The sequence below is a fragment of the Streptomyces sp. NPDC047971 genome (assembly GCF_040653355.1).
Classification (GTDB): domain Bacteria; phylum Actinomycetota; class Actinomycetes; order Streptomycetales; family Streptomycetaceae; genus Streptomyces.
This window is the reverse complement of record NZ_JBEZNW010000002.1, coordinates 229,200-247,334: the sequence shown is the minus strand read 5'-3', so window position 1 is coordinate 247,334 and position 18,135 is coordinate 229,200. Positions and strand designations below refer to the sequence as shown.

The 18,135-nt window shown below is 71.9% G+C and carries 18 protein-coding genes and 1 riboswitch; of the genes, 2 read left to right on the top strand and 16 right to left on the bottom strand.

What is annotated here, in order from left to right:
• Positions 1–6: 6 nt before the first annotated feature.
• Entirely contained in the window at positions 7–501 is a 495-nt protein-coding gene (locus AB0D99_RS03665) for a DUF1269 domain-containing protein (RefSeq protein WP_362356475.1), read from the top strand.
• 11 nt (positions 502–512) lie between these two features.
• On the opposite strand, the gene AB0D99_RS03660 is transcribed toward AB0D99_RS03665, so the two are convergent.
• From AB0D99_RS03660 to dhaK, 9 genes are all read right to left on the bottom strand, one after another.
• Positions 513–1,046, bottom strand: a complete 534-nt coding sequence (locus AB0D99_RS03660; protein WP_362356473.1) for a helix-turn-helix transcriptional regulator — start codon at positions 1,044–1,046, stop codon at positions 513–515.
• Positions 1,047–1,078: 32 nt separating this feature from the next.
• Positions 1,079–3,097, bottom strand: coding sequence for an NADPH-dependent 2,4-dienoyl-CoA reductase (locus tag AB0D99_RS03655; RefSeq protein ID WP_362356471.1), 2,019 nt, complete (start codon positions 3,095–3,097; stop codon positions 1,079–1,081).
• A 177-nt stretch (positions 3,098–3,274) separates the two neighbouring features.
• Positions 3,275–4,123, bottom strand: a complete 849-nt coding sequence (locus tag AB0D99_RS03650) for an ATP-binding cassette domain-containing protein (protein ID WP_362356469.1) — start codon at positions 4,121–4,123, stop codon at positions 3,275–3,277.
• Positions 4,120–4,869 (bottom strand): cobalt ECF transporter T component CbiQ, encoded by a 750-nt coding sequence (gene cbiQ / locus AB0D99_RS03645; RefSeq protein WP_362356467.1) that lies wholly within the window; start codon positions 4,867–4,869, stop codon positions 4,120–4,122. Before cbiQ ends, AB0D99_RS03650 begins: the two co-directional genes overlap by 4 nt.
• Before the next feature lie 5 nt (positions 4,870–4,874).
• On the bottom strand, positions 4,875–5,216 hold the full coding sequence (locus tag AB0D99_RS03640) for an energy-coupling factor ABC transporter substrate-binding protein (protein WP_362356465.1): 342 nt from the start codon (positions 5,214–5,216) through the stop codon (positions 4,875–4,877).
• Positions 5,216–5,914: an energy-coupling factor ABC transporter permease gene (locus AB0D99_RS03635; protein WP_362356463.1), complete on the bottom strand. Its 699-nt coding sequence runs from the start codon at positions 5,912–5,914 to the stop codon at positions 5,216–5,218. The genes AB0D99_RS03640 and AB0D99_RS03635 overlap by 1 nt, the downstream gene beginning before the upstream one ends.
• Positions 5,915–5,942: 28 nt before the next feature.
• Positions 5,943–6,139, bottom strand: a riboswitch (cobalamin riboswitch).
• A gap of 72 nt (positions 6,140–6,211) precedes the next feature.
• Positions 6,212–6,616: a PTS fructose transporter subunit IIA gene (locus AB0D99_RS03630; RefSeq protein WP_362356461.1), complete on the bottom strand. Its 405-nt coding sequence runs from the start codon at positions 6,614–6,616 to the stop codon at positions 6,212–6,214.
• Entirely contained in the window at positions 6,613–7,224 is a 612-nt protein-coding gene (gene dhaL / locus AB0D99_RS03625; protein WP_362356459.1) for a dihydroxyacetone kinase subunit DhaL, read from the bottom strand. The genes AB0D99_RS03630 and dhaL overlap by 4 nt, the downstream gene beginning before the upstream one ends.
• A 5-nt stretch (positions 7,225–7,229) precedes the next feature.
• On the bottom strand, positions 7,230–8,222 hold the full coding sequence (gene dhaK, locus AB0D99_RS03620) for a dihydroxyacetone kinase subunit DhaK (RefSeq protein ID WP_362356457.1): 993 nt from the start codon (positions 8,220–8,222) through the stop codon (positions 7,230–7,232).
• 535 nt (positions 8,223–8,757) lie between these two features.
• Here dhaK and AB0D99_RS03615 point away from each other — a divergent pair.
• On the top strand, positions 8,758–9,111 hold the full coding sequence (locus tag AB0D99_RS03615) for a PRC-barrel domain containing protein (protein ID WP_362356455.1): 354 nt from the start codon (positions 8,758–8,760) through the stop codon (positions 9,109–9,111).
• 16 nt (positions 9,112–9,127) lie between these two features.
• Here the strand turns inward: AB0D99_RS03615 and AB0D99_RS03610 are convergent, their stop codons facing one another.
• The 7 genes from AB0D99_RS03610 to AB0D99_RS03580 form a co-directional block, all read right to left on the bottom strand.
• Entirely contained in the window at positions 9,128–9,730 is a 603-nt protein-coding gene (locus AB0D99_RS03610; protein WP_362356453.1) for a GPP34 family phosphoprotein, read from the bottom strand.
• Between the two features lie 154 nt (positions 9,731–9,884).
• Entirely contained in the window at positions 9,885–11,243 is a 1,359-nt protein-coding gene (locus tag AB0D99_RS03605; RefSeq protein WP_362356451.1) for a dipeptidase, read from the bottom strand.
• A gap of 2 nt (positions 11,244–11,245) precedes the next feature.
• Positions 11,246–11,689 carry a hypothetical protein gene (locus AB0D99_RS03600; RefSeq protein WP_362356449.1) on the bottom strand — a complete coding sequence of 148 codons (444 nt, stop codon included), beginning with the start codon at positions 11,687–11,689 and terminating at the stop codon, positions 11,246–11,248.
• Positions 11,686–13,146 (bottom strand): APC family permease, encoded by a 1,461-nt coding sequence (locus AB0D99_RS03595; RefSeq protein WP_362356447.1) that lies wholly within the window; start codon positions 13,144–13,146, stop codon positions 11,686–11,688. Before AB0D99_RS03595 ends, AB0D99_RS03600 begins: the two co-directional genes overlap by 4 nt.
• Before the next feature lie 156 nt (positions 13,147–13,302).
• Positions 13,303–14,250 (bottom strand): xanthine dehydrogenase accessory protein XdhC, encoded by a 948-nt coding sequence (gene xdhC, locus AB0D99_RS03590; protein ID WP_362356665.1) that lies wholly within the window; start codon positions 14,248–14,250, stop codon positions 13,303–13,305.
• A 1-nt stretch (position 14,251) separates the two neighbouring features.
• Entirely contained in the window at positions 14,252–16,651 is a 2,400-nt protein-coding gene (gene xdhB / locus AB0D99_RS03585; protein WP_362356445.1) for a xanthine dehydrogenase molybdopterin binding subunit, read from the bottom strand.
• Positions 16,648–18,111, bottom strand: coding sequence for an FAD binding domain-containing protein (locus tag AB0D99_RS03580; protein ID WP_362356443.1), 1,464 nt, complete (start codon positions 18,109–18,111; stop codon positions 16,648–16,650). The genes xdhB and AB0D99_RS03580 overlap by 4 nt, the downstream gene beginning before the upstream one ends.
• Positions 18,112–18,135 lie beyond the last annotated feature (24 nt).

Here is an 18,135-nt window from a genome sequence, read left to right as displayed (position 1 = left end):
GAACAGATGTCAGATCTCATCGTCATCGGCTACGAGGAGCGCTCGGTCGCGAACCAGGCCTTCAAGAAGGTTCAGGAGCTGGAGAAGGCCCACGTGGTCGAGCTCGGCGGACTCGCGGTCGTCTCCGTGGACCTGGAGGGCGAGATCCATGTCGACACGCCGAAGAAGAGCGAGAAGACGGCGATCTCGGCCACGGCCGGGGCGCTCTGGGGCCTGGTCTTCGGCATCGTCGTCCTCACTCCGGGGCTCGGCGTGGTGGGCGCCGCCATCGGAGGACTGATCGGCAAGCTGAGTCAGATGGGCATCGACAAGGGCTTCCGGGAGAAGGTCCAGTCCCTTCTGGAGCCGGGGTCCTCCGCCGTGGTGATCATGGCGTCGACGATGAACGAGGACAAGTTCACCGCCGCCATGCAGGGCTACGGCGGGACGGTCCTCAAGACCTCGCTCGCGGAGGAGGACGAGAAGGAGCTGGTGGCGCAGCTGTCCGGCGACGCCGCGTAGGAGGGGTTGCCTCAGCGGTCCAGTTCAGCGAGCGCGTGCGTCAGCCACTCCACCCAGAACCGCTCCAGATCGATCCCGCCCCGCAGCACCAGATGCCGCAGCCGGTCCGGCTCGCTCGCCCGGCGAGCGGGCGGGAAGTCCCGCGCCTCGATCGCCAGGTACTCCTCCAACTGGGCGCGGTGCAGGTCGAGGTGGCGGCTCAGCTCCTCCCGCATGCCCGGCGCGCCGACGACCGCCGCGGCCCGCATCCGCAGGAGCAGCGCGGCCCGCATCGGCTTGGGGTCCTCGCTCCGCGCCACCCACTCGGCCAGCTCCTCGCGGCCCGCGGGCAGGACCTCGTACTCCTTCTTCTGTCCACGCGCCGGCACCGGGGCGGGCAGGGCACGGATGTGCCCCGCCTGCTCCAGCTTGCCCAGCTCGCGATAGATCTGCTGATGCGTGGCCGACCAGAAGTAGCCGATCGACTTGTCGAAGCGACGCGTCAGTTCGAGGCCGGAGGACGGCTTCTCGAGCAGTGCGGTCAGGATCGCGTGCGGGAGGGACATGCACGCATCCTAGAAGCGGCCGGCCACGGCGATCACAGGGCGGCCGCCAGTCGCGTGCCCTGGTCGATGGCGCGCTTGGCGTCCAGCTCCGCGGCGACGTCGGCGCCGCCGATCAGGTGCGCGCTGCGGCCCGCGGCGATCAGCGCCTCGTAGAGGTCCCGGCGGGGCTCCTGGCCGGTGCACAGGACGATGGTGTCGACCGGGACGGTCTGCGACTCGCCGTCGATCGTGAGGTGCAGGCCCGCGTCGTCGATCCGGTCGTACGACGCGCCCGCCACCATCGTGACGCCCCGGTGCTTCATCTCCGCGCGGTGGATCCAGCCGGTGGTCTTGCCGAGTCCGGCGCCGACCTTCGTGGTCTTGCGCTGGAGCAGGTGCACCTGGCGCGGCGGCTTCGGCCGCTCGGGGGCGCGCAGTCCGCCCCGCGTCTCGTACGCGGTGTCGACGCCCCACTGTCGGAAGTAGGTCTCGGGGTCCTGGCTGGCGCCCTCGCCGCCGTCGGTGAGGAACTCGGCGACGTCGAAGCCGATGCCGCCCGCGCCGATGATCGCGACCCGCTCGCCCACGGCCGCGCCGTCCCGCAGGACGTCGAGGTAGCTGACCACGCTGGGGTGGTCGACGCCCTCGATCTCGGGGGTGCGCGGGGTGACTCCGGTGGCGACGACGACCTCGTCGTAGCCGTCGAGATCGCCGGCGGAGACGGGGGTGTTCAGACGGACCTCGACGCCGCGCTCGTCCAGCTGGGTCCGGAAGTAGCGGAGCGTCTCGTCGAACTCCTCCTTGCCCGGCACGCGCTTGGCGATGTTCAGCTGGCCGCCGATCTCACCCGCCGCGTCGAACAGCGTGACGGAGTGGCCGCGTTCGGCGGCGGAGACGGAGAACGCGAGGCCGGCCGGGCCCGCGCCGACGACCGCGATCCGCTTGGCGAGACGGGTGGGGGAGAGGATCAGTTCCGTCTCGTGGCAGGCGCGCGGGTTCACCAGGCAGGAGGTGATCTTCAGGCTGAAGGTGTGGTCCAGGCACGCCTGGTTGCAGCCGATGCAGGTGTTGATGGTGTCGGCGCGGTCCGCGGCGGCCTTGGCGACGAACTCCGGGTCGGCCAGGAAGGGGCGGGCCATGGAGACGATGTCGGCGCGGCCCTCGGCGAGGATCTGCTCGGCGACCTCGGGGGTGTTGATGCGGTTGCTGGTGACGAGGGGGATGCTCACCGCGCCCATCAGCTTCTTGGTCACCCAGGTGTAGGCGCCGCGCGGAACCGAGGTCGCGATGGTGGGGATCCGGGCCTCGTGCCAGCCGATACCGGTGTTGATGATGGTGGCGCCGGCGGCCTCGATCTCCTTGGCGAGCGCGACGACCTCCTCCAGCGTGGAACCGCCCGGGACCAGGTCGAGCATCGAGAGGCGGTAGATGACGATGAAGTCCTCGCCGACCCGCTCGCGGATGCGCCGGACGATCTCCAGCGGGAAGCGGACCCGGTTCTCGTAGCTGCCGCCCCAGCGGTCGGTGCGCTGGTTGGTCGCCGCCGCGATGAACTCGTTGATCAGGTAGCCCTCGGAGCCCATGACCTCGACGCCGTCGTACCCGGCGGCCTTGGCCAGCTCGGCGCAGCGGGCGTAGTCCTCGACGGTCTGCTCGACCTCGGCGTCGGTGAGCTCGTTGGGCACGAAGGGGCTGATCGGGGCCTGGATGGCGCTGGGGGCGACGAGCGCGGGGTGGTAGGCGTACCGGCCGAAGTGCAGGATCTGCATCGCGATCCGGCCGCCCTCGGCGTGGACGGCCTCGGTGATGAGCTTGTGCTCGGTCACCTCGTCGTCGGTGCTGAGCTTGGCGCCGCCGTCCCAGGGGCGGCCGGCCTCGTTCGGGGCGATGCCGCCGGTCACGATCAGGCCGACGCCGCCACGGGCACGCTCGGCGTAGAAGGCGGCCATGCGCTCGAAGCCGTTCTCGGTCTCCTCGAGGCCGACGTGCATGGAACCCATGAGCACCCGGTTCGGCAGGGTGGTGAACCCGAGGTCGAGCGGGCTCAGCAGGTGCGGGTACGGGGTGGTCATGGGGGCGCCTCCTCGCGCGGTGTCGTCGTGACTGTTGTAGACGACCCGGCCGTAGTTATGCAACAAGTTGCACAAGTGGCGGTGGGTGATCTGCGCGACGTTGCGCACGACGGCCCCCGGCGGGCATCCCGCCGGGGGCCGTCGTGGCGTCGCCCACGAGACGTCGACGCCCGCCGCTCACGCTCCGCGCGGGGCCGCGACCCAGGCGTCCAGGTCCTCCGCCGTCCGCGGACCCTCCCCGTCGTCGGCGAGCAGTCCGTGCGCGCGCAGCAGTCGCGTCACCGCCATGCCCCAGGGGCGACGCAGACGCGCCGCGTCCAGGAGCGCGTCGTCGGCCAGCAGCTCCTCGATCGGGCCCGTCCGCAGGCCCTCGGGCGAGAGCACCGCCGCGTCGTCCGCCCAGCGCAGCGCCAGATCGACGTCGTGCGTGGCCATGACCACCGTCGTGCCGGTGTCACGCAGCCGGCCGAGCACGTCGAGCAGCCGCTCCTGGCCGTGCGGGTCGAGCCCGGCCGTCGGCTCGTCCATGACGAGGACCCGCGGCCGCATGGCCACGGCGCCGGCGATCGCCGCCCGCTTCCGCTGTCCGTACGAGAGCAGATGGGTCGGCCGGTCCTCCAGGGCCACGATGTCCAGCGCCTCCAGCGCCTCGCGCACCCGGAGCCGTACCTCCTCCTCCGGAAGGCCCAGATTCATCGGCCCGAACGACACGTCCTGGCCGACCGAGGCCGCGAAGAGCTGGTCGTCCGGGTCCTGGACGACCAGCTGCACGGTGGTCCGCAGCCGGGTCAGCCCCTTCCGGTCGTACGACACCTCCTCGCCGTCCAGCCGGAGCACGCCGCTGTCGCCGCGCAGGCCCCCGCTGAGCAGCCGCAGCAGCGTCGTCTTGCCGCCGCCGTTGCGGCCGAGGAGGGCCATCGCCCTTCCCTCCGGCACGGCGAAGCTGACGTCGTCGAGCACGACCGGCCCGTCCTCGTAGGCGAACGTGGCCTTCACCAGTTCCACGACCGGCGGTGCAGGGCTCACGGCAGGGACCTTTCCAGTACGAGAGTGAGGGCGACGAGACCGGCGAGGAGGCCGGCCGTCGACGCGAGGAACCGGGTCGAGACCGCGGCCTGGGGGACCAGGACCCGCAGGGTCCCGTCGTACCCCCGCCCGGCGAGCCCGGTCTGCAGGCGCTGCGCGCGGTCGAAGGCGCGCACGAACGCGGTCGCTCCGAGCCCCGCGAGCGAGCGCCAGGTCGCCGCCCGGGTGGTGAGCCCGAGCCGGGCCGCCTGCGCCTGCCGGATCTTGGAGATCGCGTCCAGCAGCAGGAAGCTGATCCGGTACATCACCAGCGCCACGTCCACCACGGGCGCCGGCACCCCGGCCCGCACCAGACGGGGCAGGACGTCCGAGACCGGTGTGGTGAACGCGAACAGCAGCACGCCCAGGGAGGCGGCCGAGGTCCGCAGCAGCAACTCGCCCGCATGCAGGGGACCGTCCGACGCGAGGGCGACGAGCCCCCGTGCGCCGCCGACCTCGAACAGCAGGGGGACGGCGCCCGTCACACAGAACCCCAGGGGGATCCGGAACGCCCTCCACAGCTGGCGCCCCGGCACCCCGGCGGGCCCGAGGAGCACGGCGAGCGTGGCCGCGGCGACGAGCACCGCGCCGGGCCAGGGCGGCAGGGAGATCGCGCACAGCGTCAGGCCGAACCCGAGCACGGCCTTCTCGCAGGGGTGACGGCGGCGCCAGCGACTGCTGTGCGCCGCCGCGTCGATCGGCAGCACGGCGCCTACTCGTCGCCGGACGCCGCCCGCAGCGCCCTCGCCTCGGCGCGCGCCTCGCCCTGCTTGCGGCCCCGGTGCACGCCGAAGTAGTACGCGAGCACACCGGCGCCGAGCGCCGCCTGGAGCGAGAACAGCGCCGACTCGATCTCGCCGGACGGCGGCTCGTACAGCGGGCTGAACCACGGCTCGTAGTCGGGGGCGATCTCCGTGATCGCCGCCTCCGCCTCGCCGTCGGCGCCGGCGAACGGCTCCTCCTTGTGGTCGCCCATCCCCAGCACCAGCGGGAGGACGGCCAGGGCCGCCACGACGAGCAGCAGCAGGGTGTTGATCTTCGCGTTCCGGCTCATCAGGCGCTCGCCTCCGCCTTCTCGGTCTTCTTCCGGGACGGGAGCAGGACCCCGAGCCGGGTCAGGTCCCCCTTGCTGGACTGCTTCAGCAGGCGCATCACGAGCACCGTGAGCAGCCCCTCGCTGACGGCGAGCGGCAGCTGCGTGACGGCGAAGATGCCTCCGAACTTGGCCAGCGCGCCGAGCACGCCGCTGCCCGGGTCGGGGAAGGCCAGCGCGAGCTGCACGCTGGTGACGCAGTAGGTGGAGATGTCGGCGACGAAGGCGCCGAAGAAGACGCTCACCATCAGCGGCACGTTGGACCGGCGGAGCAGCCAGTACGTGCCGAAGCCGGCCCAGGGGCCGACGATCGCCATCGAGAAGACGTTGGCGCCGAGTGTCGTGAGCCCGCCGTGGGCGAGCAGCAGCGCCTGGAAGAGCAGCGTGATCGTGCCCAGGACCGCCATCACGGGCGGCCGGAACAGGATCGCGCCGAGCCCCGTGCCCGTCGGGTGCGAGCAACTTCCCGTCACCGACGGGATCTTCAGCGCGGAAAGGACGAAAGTGAACGCACCGGACGCACCGAGCAGCAGGGTGGACTCGGGGTTGGACCTGACCTCACGGGTCAGCGCACGGACGCCGTGGACGACGAACGGAGCGGACGCGACGCCCCAGGCGGCCGCGTGCACAGGGGGCAGATACCCCTCGGCTATATGCATGGTTGGGAGACCCTCTCCAGCACCTCGTGGATGGACAACGCACCTTGGCCGGTCTCCTGGCTGACGGGTCATGCCGTCGCGGCTCCGCCTTCCCACACCGCCGCGGTCTCCCGCGGTGGTCCAGTGGCTTCCCCGGAGGGATGGAGCCGGACTTCCCGATCACAGTGGCGAGGGCCGCACCGGTTCCACACCGGTTTCCCGTACACCAAGGCGGTGTGACAGTAGTGGGTTGACCAGGCGCATCACAACACGGAGGCGTCGTGGGACGGTGTGTGACAGATCTCGCGCGCGCCCCCCTCACTCCTTTCGATACGTGTACGCCTCCGACGCGGCGGCCGTCACGGCGGCCAGATCCCCGCCCGCGCTCGCCGTCACGAGGGCGGCGACAGCGCCCTCGACGAACGGCGCGTCCACGAGCCGGGCGCCCTTCGGCAGCTCGTCCTCCTCGGCGAGGAGAGCCTTGACCGTCAGCACGGCGCTGCCGAGGTCGACGAGCAGCGCCACACCGGCGCCCCGGTCGACCTCGTGCGCCGCCGCGGCGATCAGGTCGGAGCTGGTGCCGAGAGCGCCGTCCGGTGTGCCGCCCGCGGGGGCGATCGGCGCGGTCGCCCCGCCGCCCGCGAGACCCCGGGCCAGCGAGGCGACGGCGGCGGCCACCTCCGCGCTGTGCGACACGAGGACGATCCCGACCGGCGCGGTCATGCGGCGGCCTCGGCGAGGGCGTCGACCAGCAGCGCGGACGAGGTGGCCCCCGGGTCCTGGTGTCCGACGGAACGCTCGCCGAGATAGCTCGCCCTCCCCTTGCGCGCCCGGAGCGGCACGGTCGCGAGGGCCCCCCGCTCTGCCGCCTCCCGGGCGGCCGCGAAGGACTCGCCGAGCCCCTCGGCCGCCGGAACGAGCGCGTCCAGCATCGTCTTGTCCCCGACGCGCGCCCCGCCGAGCTGTCCGACGGCGGCGACCCCCGCGGTCAGCGCCGCGGCCAGCTCCTCCCGCGTCACGCTCGGCGCGTCGCCGAGGGCCTTCCCCGTCCGCCGCAGCAGCGTCCCGTACAGCGGACCGGACGCGCCGCCCACGGTCGAGATCAACTGCCGCCCGGCGGCGACGAGTACGGCCCCCGGCGTCGCGGGCGGCTCCTTCCCCAGCGTGTCCGTCACGGCGGCGAAACCGCGCCTCAGATTGGCCCCGTGGTCGGCGTCGCCGATCGCCGAGTCGAGCTCGGTGAGACGGTCGGCCTCGCGGTCGACGGCGGCCGCGGCGACGGACAGCCAGCGAAGGAAGAACGCGGCGTCGAGCTCGTTCGTCCCGGACACCCGGCTCACCGGCCCCAACGCAGCGCGGGCGTCTGCACGGGCGCGTCCCACAGCCGCAGGATCTCCTCGTCGGCCTCGCACAACGTGACGGAACAGCCGGCCATGTCGAGCGAGGTGACGTAGTTCCCCACCAGGGTCCGGGCGACCGGCACCGCTCGCTCGGTCAGGACGCGCTGGACCTCGGCGTTGAAGCCGTAGAGTTCGAGCAGGGGAGTGGCGCCCATGCCGTTGACCAGGGCGAGGACGGGTCCCGACGGCCGCAGATCCTCCAGTACGGCATCGACGGCGACGTCCGCGATCTCCCGAGAGGTCATCATCGACCGCCGCTCACGCCCCGGCTCGCCATGGATCCCGATGCCCAACTCCAACTCACCGGGCGGTAGTTCGAAGGTCGGACTGCCCTTGGCCGGGGTGGTGCAGGCGCTCAGGGCCACCCCGAAACTCCGCGACCGTTCGTTCACGCGCCGGGCGATCGCCTCCACCCGCTCCAGCGGCGCGCCCTCCTCGGCGGCGGCCCCGGCGATCTTCTCCACGAAGAGCGTGGCCCCGGTCCCGCGCCGCCCGGCCGTGTACAGACTGTCGGTCACCGCCACGTCGTCGTCGACGAGCACCCTGGCGATCTGGACGCCCTCGTCCTCGGCGAGCTCGGCGGCCATCTCGAAGTTGAGGACGTCCCCGGTGTAGTTCTTGACGACGAACAGCACCCCGGCCCCGCTGTCGACCGCGGCGGCGGCACGCACCATCTGGTCGGGCACCGGCGACGTGAAGATCTCTCCGGCGCATGCGGCCGACAGCATCCCCGGCCCCACGAACCCCCCGTGCAGGGGCTCATGCCCGGACCCGCCCCCGGACACCAGCCCCACCTTGCCGTCCACGGGAACGTCACGACGGAGCACGACGCGATGCTCGACGTCGACGGTGAGTTCGGGATGCGCGGCGGCCATCCCCCTCAGCGCGTCGGCGACGACGGTCTCCGGAACATTGATCAGCATCCTCATGGGTACCTCCTGGCGAGATCGGCAGGCGAGCCACTGAGCCGGCTGGTCGCATTATCGACGCAGGGTCGGCGGCGCGCACGGGTGCCTCGCGGGTCTGATCCGGCCAAGCCCTGCCACGGCTGCGGTCACGGCGGGACGAGTGGGGGAGGCCGTCGCTTCCGCTGAGCCGAGGCGGCGGGCGTAGGCCGCGGCGGCGGGGGCCGATGGCGCCGAGGCCCTGATGCGCCGCCACGTCCGCGGCATCCGGGTCGAACGCTCCGACACATACGGCAGCGTGATGTGGGTAGCCGCGTCGCAAGCAGGTGACCGGCTCACCGGCCGGGCACCCGTCGCATGCCCGTGGAAGAGCCGCGAGCGTCGCCCCTCCTGCCCAGGGACTGCGCCCCTCGCGTCCAGGGACCGACCGAGCGGCCGTGGCCCCGGGACGCCCGGAGACACGGCGAGGCAGCCGAGCGGGACTTCGGCTCATCCGTTCCACCGCAGGTGGGCCCGGCCGATTGTCGGCGTTCCGCCACACACCCTGAAAGGCAAGGCCGTGAGCGACAACGACATCTGGGTCTACCATCCCGCCTCGGGGCACCAGCGAGGGATCGACCTCGTCGGTTACAAGGTCGAGGCGACCGACGGCGGCATCGGGAAGGTCAGCAAGCATGCGGACGAGGTGGGCTCGGCCCATCTCGTGGTCGACACGGGTGTGTGGATCTTCGGACGACACGTTCTGCTGCCGGCCGGCACGATCAAGCAGATCGACACCGCCACCGAGACGGTCCACGTGGCCCGGACGAAGGAACAGATCAAGGACGCCCCCGAGTTCGACGAGATGAAGCACGCGGAGAATCCCGGCTACCTCGAGCAGTTCGCCCGGTACTACGGCCAGCCGCACATGTAGCGGTACGACCGTGCCGTCAGTAGCCGCGCCAGATGTTGTCGAACGCCGAGTCCTCGATCGCCCTGCGCTGTCGCACGGCCCCCAGCTCCTGGACCGCGTCCCCGACGGCGGCCAGCACCGTGGCGACCGCGTCACCCGCGAGCTCCGGGGTGTCCTCAGCCGGTGCGTCGCGCATGCCGAGCACGGCCGCCAGGGCGGCGAGCACGGGTTCGCCCGCCGACCAGCGCTCCTCGGCCCGGCGCCGTGCCGACGCGTCGACCGGCTGCGCCGCCCCGGCCCTCAGCGGGTTCCGGCGGCGTGGCGGGGGCGTCAGGCCCGCCCGCGCCAGGTCGTCCGCGTAGGCCGAACAGAGCCCGCGGCCCCTGCGCCACAGCCAGTCCTCGACCGACTCGTACGGCTCCTGGCGCCTGAGCGCCACGACGGCTTCGTCCAGCAGCCCGTCCCCGGTGGGAGCCTGGGCCCCCGGCAGGATGCGGTCGCCGTCCACGACCAGGGCCTCGGCTTCGACGAGGTCCACCACCTCGGCTCCGGCCAACGCCAGTGACAGGTCGCCCCGCTCCACGGGGCGGTCGGGCGTCACCGCCAGAGCGACGATGGCAAGGTCCCGTGCTGTGGTCATGAGCGGCTCCACGGTCGGTCGGCCGAAACGGGGGAGCGCCGGGCCGTGCCGGGCGCCCCCGGTCGATTCTCGCCGGACTCACGCCGTCGTGCGCCCTGTCGCGACCGTTTCCTTCACCGGATCGTCAGACGCACGCCTCCGCGCCGTGCCCGCCTCAGCCGCCGTGAGCGGCGGCGTAGTTGCGGAGGAAGAGCGCCTCGACCCGGGCCATGTGCTCGATCTCCGAGGGGTCGACGCTCTCGTTCGGCGCGTGGATGAGGCACCGCGGCTCCTCCACCCCCATCAGAATGATCTCCGCCCGCGGGTACTGCTCGGCGAGGATGTTGCACAGCGGGATGGAGCCGCCCTGCCCGAGGAAGGCGAGGGGCTTGCCGTAGACCTCGCTCATCGCCTCGCCGAGGGCCGCGTAGGCCGGCCCGTCGGTCGCGGCCCGGAACGGGGCTCCCGAGCTCTCCGACTCGATCGACACCTGGACGCCCCACGGCGCCGCGTCGTCGAGGTGCCTGGCGAGCGCGGCGGATGCGACGGGCGCGGACATGCCGGGCGGGATCCGCAGGCTCACGCGGGCCCGCGCGGTGGCGGGGACGGCGGCGGCCGACCCGACGACGGGCGGGCAGTCGATGCCGAGCACGGTGACGGCGGGGCGTGCCCAGAGCCGGTCGGCCACCGAGCCCGTTCCGGTCAGACCGACCCCGTCGAGGACGCCGGCGTCCTCCCGGAACCGCTGCTCGTCGTAGCCGACTCCGTCCCAGACGCCTTCGCAGTCGAGGCCCTCGATCCTGGTGGCCCCGGTCAGCGGGTCCCGGAGCGTCGAGAGCATCTGGACGAGGGCGGCGAGCGCGTCCGGTGCCGGGCCGCCGAACATCCCGGAGTGCACCTCGCCCCGCAGGGTCTCCACCGTCACGACGACGTTGGCGAGGCCCCGCAGCGTGGTCGTCGCGGTGCCGACGCCGACCTCGGCGTTGCCGGTGTCGCAGACGAGGAGCGCGTCCGCGGCGAACTCCTCCGGGTGCTCGGTCACGTACCGTTCCAGTCCACCCGTCCCCTGCTCCTCCGAGCCCTCGGCCACGAACCTCAGCCCGACGGGGATGTCGTCGCCCAGCGCCCGCAGCGCGGTGAGGTGCATGACGATGTTGCCCTTGCAGTCCGCCGTGCCGCGCCCGTACCAGCGGCCGTCGCGCTCGGTGAGGGTGAAGGGCGGTGTCGTCCACGCGGCGTCGTCGAGCGGGGGCTGGACGTCGTAGTGGCAGTAGAGCAGCACGGTGGGCGCGCCGGGAGGCGGTGGGCGGTGCCCGAGGACCGCCTGGCTCCCGTCGGGGGTCTCCACCAGGCGTACGTCGCTCAGCCCGGCCGCGGCGAAGGCGTCCGCCACCCACCGGGCCGCCCTGCGGCACTCCTCGGGCGGGTACTGGCGGGGGTCGGCGACCGAGGGGATGCCCACCAGCTCGGTGAGGTCCGCCTTCGCCCGGGCCATGAGGTCCGAGATCCGCGCCGCGAGGCCGTCGTCCGCCATGCTCAGCTTCTCCGTACGGTGTCGTCGGTCTTCAGGTCGTCCAGGCCCTCGTCGAAGTCGTCGAGCTGGTCGGGGCAGTACACCTCCAGCACGATCCGCTCGATCGCGACCGCCTTGGTGTCGGCGATGACCGGGCGCGTGCCCGGGCCGGTGGCGCCGTTGGAGAGCTGCTGGACCTTCCACAGGGCGTTCCTGAGAGCGGCGCCCGGGTCCTCGCAGACCGGACCGCCGTCCGTCCCGAGGATGCTCTCGGTGATGTCCGTGTCCGGCGCGGGATAGCCCGCCGCGACGAGCTTCTCGCTCAGCTCGTTGGCCTTCTCCGCCGTCTGGTTGTTCTTCCGGACGGCGCTGTACTGGACGAGTCCGACGATCACGAGACCGACGAGGACCACGATCGCGCCGATGTAGATCCACTTGTGCTCGGAGGCGAACCGGGTGGGGCTCACGACACCTCCTCCTTCGCGGCGTCCGTGCGCCATTCGGGCTTGCGGAACCTGAGGAACAGCCAGGGGATGAGCAGCCCGAGGACGCCCAGGCCGCAGCCGATGAAGAGGACGTACGACCAGACGCTGCTGCCGCCGAACTGCGAGGGCGGGATGAACCCGATCGCGAGCGCCGCGAGCGACGCCAGCAGGCCGACGGTGCAGATCAGTCCGAGCGCGGGCGCGCGGTATCCGCGGGGGTGGTCGGGCTGCGTCTTCCGCAGCCGGACCGCCGCGACGAACATCAGCAGGTAGACGATCAGATAGACCTGCGTGGTGATCGTCGAGAAGATCCAGTAGACGCTCGACACGTTCGGGATGAGGGCGTACATCAGCGCGATCACCGAGGTGACGACGCCCTGGGTGACGAGGATGTTCTGCTGGACTCCGTACCTGTTGAGCTTCTGCAGGAACGGCGGCAGGTAGCCCTCGCTGCGCGAGATCTCGAGCAGGCCCTTGGACGGTCCGGCCAGCCAGGTGAGCATCCCCGCGAGGGAAGCGGAGATCAGCATGACGGCGGCGATCGGGGTCATCCAGCCGACGTCGAAGTAGGAGAAGAACGCCTCGAACGCCTGCATCACACCGGCCGTGAGGCTGAGCTGGTCCGCCGGCACCACCCAGCTGATCGCGAGCGCCGGGAGGATGAAGATCAGCAACACCAGGATGACCGCGAGGAACATCGACTTCGGGTACTCCTTCGCCGGGTCCTTCAGCGAGGAGACGTGGACCGCGTTCATCTCCATGCCCGAGTACGACAGGAAGTTGTTGACGATGAGCACGAGGCTGGCCAGGCCCGTCCACTGGGGGAGCAGGTGGTCGGCGTTCATCGGCGCGGCCGAGGGGTTGCCCTGGCCCAGGAAGACCATGCCGAGGACGACGAGGATGGTGCCGGGGATCAGCGTCCCGATGACCAGCCCCCAACTGGCCAGTCCCGCCAGGGCCTTCGTGCCGCGTGAGGAGACCCAGACGCCGGTCCAGTACAGCACCATGATGACGATGGCGGTGTAGACGCCGTTGGAGGCGAGGGCGGGGTCGATGATGTACGCGATCGTGGAGGCGACGAAGGCCAGCAGGCTCGGATAGTAGAAGATCGTCATCGCGAACTGGCACCAGACCGCGAGGAAGCCGAGCGGCTTCGACAGCCCCTCGCTCACCCAGCGGTACACGCCGCCGGTCCAGCCGGACGCGAGCTCGGCGGAGACCAGGGCGGTCGGCAGCAGGAACACGATGGCCGGGACGAGGTAGAGGAAGACACAGGCCAGTCCGTACACGGCCATGGTGGGGGCGGCACGCAGACTCGCCACGGACGCCGTCGTCATCAGGGCCAGCGTCACCCACGTCATCGTCGGAGCCGTCGCGGTCCTCGTGCTCTCACGGGCCACCGGCCTGGGCGTGTCCGCCGGTACGTCCATCGAACTCATAGATCCTCCCGCACGGGCGACTCGGGTGCCGCCAGTCTTCGCAGGGGAGGGGCCACGCGCACCACGGGTCGGCCATCGGAGTGACCCCCGGGGGCCCGGGAGGCCGGAGGTACGGCCTCCGGCCTCCCGGGCCGGAGTCCCGCCTCGGACGGCCCGCTATCCGGCGGCGGCGACGACGGTCGGCGCGGCACCGGCCGATGCCGGGCCGGCGCCGGCCGCGTCCGGCCCGGCATCGACCGCATGCGGCCCGCCATCGACCGGCGTCGGCCCGGCATCGGCCGCGTCCGGCCTCGCCCGCCGCGCCTCCTCCTCGAAGGTTCGGAGCAGATCCGCCGCCACGCTCACCGCGATCGTCGCCGGTTCCTTGCCGGTGATCCCGGCGATGCCGATCGGGGTCTTGATCCGGTCGATCACGGCGTCGTCGTGGCCGCCCTCGGTGGCCAGGCGGTGCCGGAAACGCGCCCACTTGGCCGCCGAACCGATCAGTCCGATCGAGCCCAGGCCGGGGGTGCGCAGCGCGGCGTCGCACAACGCGGCGTCCTCGGCGTGGTCGTGGGTCATGATCAGGGCGTGGGTGCCCGGCGGCAGCTCCGCGAGCACCTCCTCGGGCAGCAGCGGTACGTGATGCACGTGGACCCGTGCCACCGCGTCCGCCAGCACCGCGAGCCGTTCCTCGGTGAGCACGTCCGGGCGGGTGTCGACCAGATGCAGGTCGAGGTCGTGCCGGGCGAGGATGCGGGCCAGCTCCAGCCCCACGTGCCCGACCCCGAAGACCGCCACCGCCTGGACCACCGGGAGCGGTTCGAGCAGCACGCCGACCGCTCCGCCACAGCACTGCACGCCGTGCCGGCCGGTGACCTTGTCGTTCAGAGCGAACTCGATCAGCTCGGACTCCGGGCCGGGCGAACCGATCAGCTCGCGCGCCCGGTCGATCGCGACGGCCTCGATGTTGCCGCCGCCGATCGATCCCCAGGTCTCGGTCCGGCCCACGACGAGCTTGGCGCCGGCCCGACGGGGCGCGTGGCCGCGCACTGTCGCGACGGTCACGAGCACGCCGGGTTCCCGGCGAGCCCGCAACCGCGCGACCGCGGTGACCCAGGTCATGTCAGGCATGACTCAGAGCACTCGTGCCGGTGGGGACCTCGCCGTCGCCGCGAACGCGGCCGTTCCCGGCGCTCCCGCGGGCCGCCTCGACGGCCCAGTACACCGCCTCCGGTGTCGCGGGGGAGGCGAGTTCCACGCTGACACCCGCCGGTCCGAACGCCGCGGCGGCCTGCCGCAGCGCCTCCCGCACCGAGAACGCCAGCATCAGCGGAGGCTCACCCACGGCCTTGGAGCCGTAGACCGCGCCCTCCTCGGTCGCGTTCTCCATCAGCCGCACATGGAACTCCTCGGGCATCTCCGAGAAGCTCGGCAGCTTGTACGTACTCGCGGCCTGGGTCAGCAGCCGGCCGCGGTTCGGCCCCTCACCGGTGTCCCAGCGCAGGTCCTCGAGCGTCAGCCAGCCCGCGCCCTGCACGAAACCGCCCTCGACCTGGCCGATGTCGATCATCGGGGACAGACTGTCGCCGACATCGTGCACGATGTCCACGCGCCGGATGCGGTACGCGCCGGTGAAGCCGTCCACCTCCACCTCGGTCGCGGCGGCGCCGTAGGAGAAGTACTTGAACGGCGAGCCCTTGAACGACTTCACGTCCCAGTGCAGTCCCTCGGTCCGGTAGAACCCCGCCGCCGACAGCTGAACCCGCTGGAAGTACGCGGTCCGCACCAGATCGTCCCAGGCCAGCTCCGCGTCACCGCCGAGGACACGCGCGACACCGTCGACGATGCGCACGTCCGAGGCGTTCGCCCCCAGCCGGGTGCCGGCGACCCCCAGCAGTCGGTCGCGCAACTGCTCGCAGGCGTTCTTCACCGCAGCGCCGTTGAGATCCGCACCCGAACTGGCGGCGGTGGCCGAGGTGTTGGGCACCTTGTCGGTCCGCGTCGGAGCCAGCCGCACCTTGTGCGGCGGGATGCCCAGGGTGGTCGCCGCGACCTGCAGCATCTTGGTGTGCAGACCCTGCCCCATCTCGGTGCCGCCGTGGTTGATGAGGACCGAGCCGTCCTTGTAGATCAGCACCAGCGCGCCGCCCTGGTTGAAGGCGGTGAGGTTGAACGAGATCCCGAACTTGATGCCGGTGACGGCCAGCGCCCGCTTGGTGTGCGGGTGCGTGGCGTTGAACGCCGCGATGTCGCGGCGGCGATCGGCGACGCCGCCGTCGTCCTGCACCTGCTTCCAGAGGGCGGAGATCCGTTCCGCGTGGGTGACGGGCTGTCCGTACGGCGTCGTCTGCCCCTGCCCCTGCCGGTAGAAGTTCCGCTCCCGCAGCTCCATGGGATCCAGTCCGAGCAGGGGAGCGCAGCGACCCAGGATGTCCTCGATCACCAGCATGCCCTGCGGGCCGCCGAAGCCGCGGAAGGCGGTGTTGGAGACCTTGTTGGTCCTCGCGATGCGTCCGACGACGCGCGCGTGGGGAATCCAGTAGGTGTTGTCGATGTGACACAGCGCGCGGGCCACCACCGGCTCGGACAGGTCCAGGCTCCAGCCGCCGTCCGCGGTCAGGGTGGCGTCCAGGGCCTGGATACGGCCGTCGGCGTCGAAGCCGATCCGCCAGGCGGCGTGGAACCCGTGGCGCTTGCCGGACATCGTCAGGTCCTGGGTCCGGTTGAGCCGCAGCCGGACGGGCCGGCCGGTCAGTCTGGCGCCGAGCGCGGCGACGGCGGCGAAGCCGTGCGGCTGCATCTCCTTGCCGCCGAAGCCGCCACCCATCCGCAGGCACTGCACGGTCACCTCGTGACTGTGCAGGCCCAGCACGTGCGCGACGATCTCCTGGGTCTCCGACGGGTGTTGCGTGCTGCTCTGCACGAACACCTGCCCGCCCTCGTCGACCAGCGCGAGCGCCGCATGGGTCTCCAGATAGAAGTGCTCCTGGTCGGAGAAGTGGAACTCGCCGGTGAACACGTGCGCGGAGTCGGCGAAGCCCGCGTCGACGTCGCCCGTCGCCATCACCGGCCGCGCGCCGTGGAAGCTGTCGGCCGCGATCGCGTCCCCCAGGGTGATCAGGGAGGGGAGCTCATCGAGTTCGACCTCGACCGCCTCGGCGCCGAGCCTGGCGGCCTCCAGCGACTCGCCGAGCACCCAGGCGACCGCGTGGCCGTGGAACATGACCTCGTCGGGGAAGAGGGGCTCGTCGTGCTTCATGCCGGCGTCGTTGACACCCGGCACGTCGGCACCGGTCAGGACGCGCACCACCCCGGGCACGGCGAGCGCGGGCTCGGTGCGCAGCGCCGTGATCCTGCCGTGGGCCTTCATGACCTGCACCGGGTAGGCGTGCAGGACGTCCTTGGTCCGGTGGACCAGGTCGTCGGTGTAGAGCGCGGTGCCGGTGACATGCAGACCGGCGCTCTCGTGCGGCATCGACAAACCGACGACGGGCCGTTCGGGACGCTCGGACAGATGGCTCATGACGAGACCGCCTCGGTGGAGTTCGCGTACAGCTTCAACAGGCTCTGGCCGAGCATCGCGGAGCGGTAGCCGGCGCTGGCACGGTGATCGTCCATGGGCGTGCCCTGGGCTCGCAGCACCCCGGCCGCCGCCTCGACGGTCTCCACCGTCCATGGCCGGCCCTCCAGCGCGGCCTCGGCGGCGAAGGCACGGATCGGAGTGGCCGCCACGCCGCCCAGGCCGATGCGCGCCGTGCGGACGATGCCGTCCTCGATGTCGAGCGCGAAGGCGACCGCCACGCTGGAGATGTCGTCGAAGCGCCGCTTGGCGATCTTGTGGAAGGCGGAGACGGGCGACAACGGCAGCGGGATGCGTACCGCGCGGATCAGTTCCCCGGGCCGGCGCACGCTCTGCCGGTAGCCGGTGAAGTAGTCCGCCAGGGGGACCTCCCGTTCGCCGTCGGCGTCGGCCAGCACCACGGACGCGTCGAGCGCCAGCAGCACCGGCGGACTGTCGCCGATGGGCGAGCCGGTCCCCAGATTGCCGCCGAGCGTGGCGCTGTTGCGGATGAGCCGTGAGGCGAACTGCGGGAACAGCTCCGCCAGCAGGGGAATCCTGCCGTCGAGGCGCCGTTCGATCTCGGTGAGCGTCTGCGCCGCCCCGATCTCGATGTGGTCCGATGCCACCCTGAACTCGCGCATCTCGGGCAGCCGGTCGACGGCGATCACACAACCGGCCCTGCGGGAGCGGATGTTCACCTCCACACCCCAGTCGGTGCTGCCGGCGACCACCACCGCGTCGGTCCGCTCGCGCAGCAGCCGCAGCACCTCGGCCAGGCTGCTCGGTCGCAGGAAGGAGCTGCCGTCCTTGACGTACGCGGTGGCGACCGGCTCCGGCGGGGACTGCTCGCGCCGCTGTGCCAAGGGGTCGCCCTCGGCGGGCGTACCGACGGCGAAGGCGGCGTCGCGGATGGGGCGGTAACCGGTGCAGCGGCAGAGGTTCCCGCTCAGCGCATGCAGATCGAAGCCGTTCGGACCGTGCTCGGAGTCGGAGTCCTCGGCGGAGCCGGTGTGCGCGCAGCGGTCCGGCCGGTAGTACTCGGCCGCCATGCTGCAGACGAACCCCGGTGTGCAGTAACCGCATTGGGATCCGCCGCGGACGGCCATCTCCTCCTGGACGGGGTGCAGTACGGGCGCCAGGCCGGGTCCGGACGAGGTGGCGAGACCCTCGGAGGTGACGATCTCCTGGCCGTCGAGAGCCGCGGCGGGCACCAGACAGGCGTTGACCGCGACCCAGTCCGTGGGCTTGTCCACACCGGGTCGGGCCACCAGGACCGAACAGGCGCCGCACTCACCCTCGGCGCAGCCCTCCTTGGTGCCCGTGAGCCCGCGCTCGCGCAGGAAGTCCAGGACGGTGGTGTGGGGTGTGGCCGGTGCGAGCGGGGTTTCCTCCCCGTTGACCGTGATCCGCGCCGCTACCATGGCACATCCTCATTTCGGAGCGCG

Excerpts from the sequence above, each read along its gene's own strand:
- AB0D99_RS03605 (WP_362356451.1), bottom strand. The coding sequence starts at position 11,243 with ATGGCGGACGACGGCCTCGCGGCGCGGATCTCGGACCTCATGGCCCGG.
- AB0D99_RS03640 (WP_362356465.1), bottom strand. The coding sequence starts at position 5,216 with ATGAGCCGGAACGCGAAGATCAACACCCTGCTGCTGCTCGTCGTGGCG.
- xdhC (WP_362356665.1), bottom strand. The coding sequence starts at position 14,250 with ATGACCTGGGTCACCGCGGTCGCGCGGTTGCGGGCTCGCCGGGAACCC.
- dhaK (WP_362356457.1), bottom strand. The coding sequence starts at position 8,222 with ATGAGGATGCTGATCAATGTTCCGGAGACCGTCGTCGCCGACGCGCTG.
- AB0D99_RS03580 (WP_362356443.1), bottom strand. The coding sequence starts at position 18,111 with ATGGTAGCGGCGCGGATCACGGTCAACGGGGAGGAAACCCCGCTCGCA.
- xdhB (WP_362356445.1), bottom strand. The coding sequence starts at position 16,651 with ATGAGCCATCTGTCCGAGCGTCCCGAACGGCCCGTCGTCGGTTTGTCG.
- AB0D99_RS03610 (WP_362356453.1), bottom strand. The coding sequence starts at position 9,730 with ATGACCACAGCACGGGACCTTGCCATCGTCGCTCTGGCGGTGACGCCC.
- AB0D99_RS03655 (WP_362356471.1), bottom strand. The coding sequence starts at position 3,097 with ATGACCACCCCGTACCCGCACCTGCTGAGCCCGCTCGACCTCGGGTTC.
- AB0D99_RS03635 (WP_362356463.1), bottom strand. The coding sequence starts at position 5,914 with ATGCATATAGCCGAGGGGTATCTGCCCCCTGTGCACGCGGCCGCCTGG.
- AB0D99_RS03595 (WP_362356447.1), bottom strand. The coding sequence starts at position 13,146 with ATGAGTTCGATGGACGTACCGGCGGACACGCCCAGGCCGGTGGCCCGT.
- AB0D99_RS03630 (WP_362356461.1), bottom strand. The coding sequence starts at position 6,616 with ATGACCGCGCCGGTCGGGATCGTCCTCGTGTCGCACAGCGCGGAGGTG.
- AB0D99_RS03660 (WP_362356473.1), bottom strand. The coding sequence starts at position 1,046 with ATGTCCCTCCCGCACGCGATCCTGACCGCACTGCTCGAGAAGCCGTCC.
- AB0D99_RS03665 (WP_362356475.1), top strand. The coding sequence starts at position 7 with ATGTCAGATCTCATCGTCATCGGCTACGAGGAGCGCTCGGTCGCGAAC.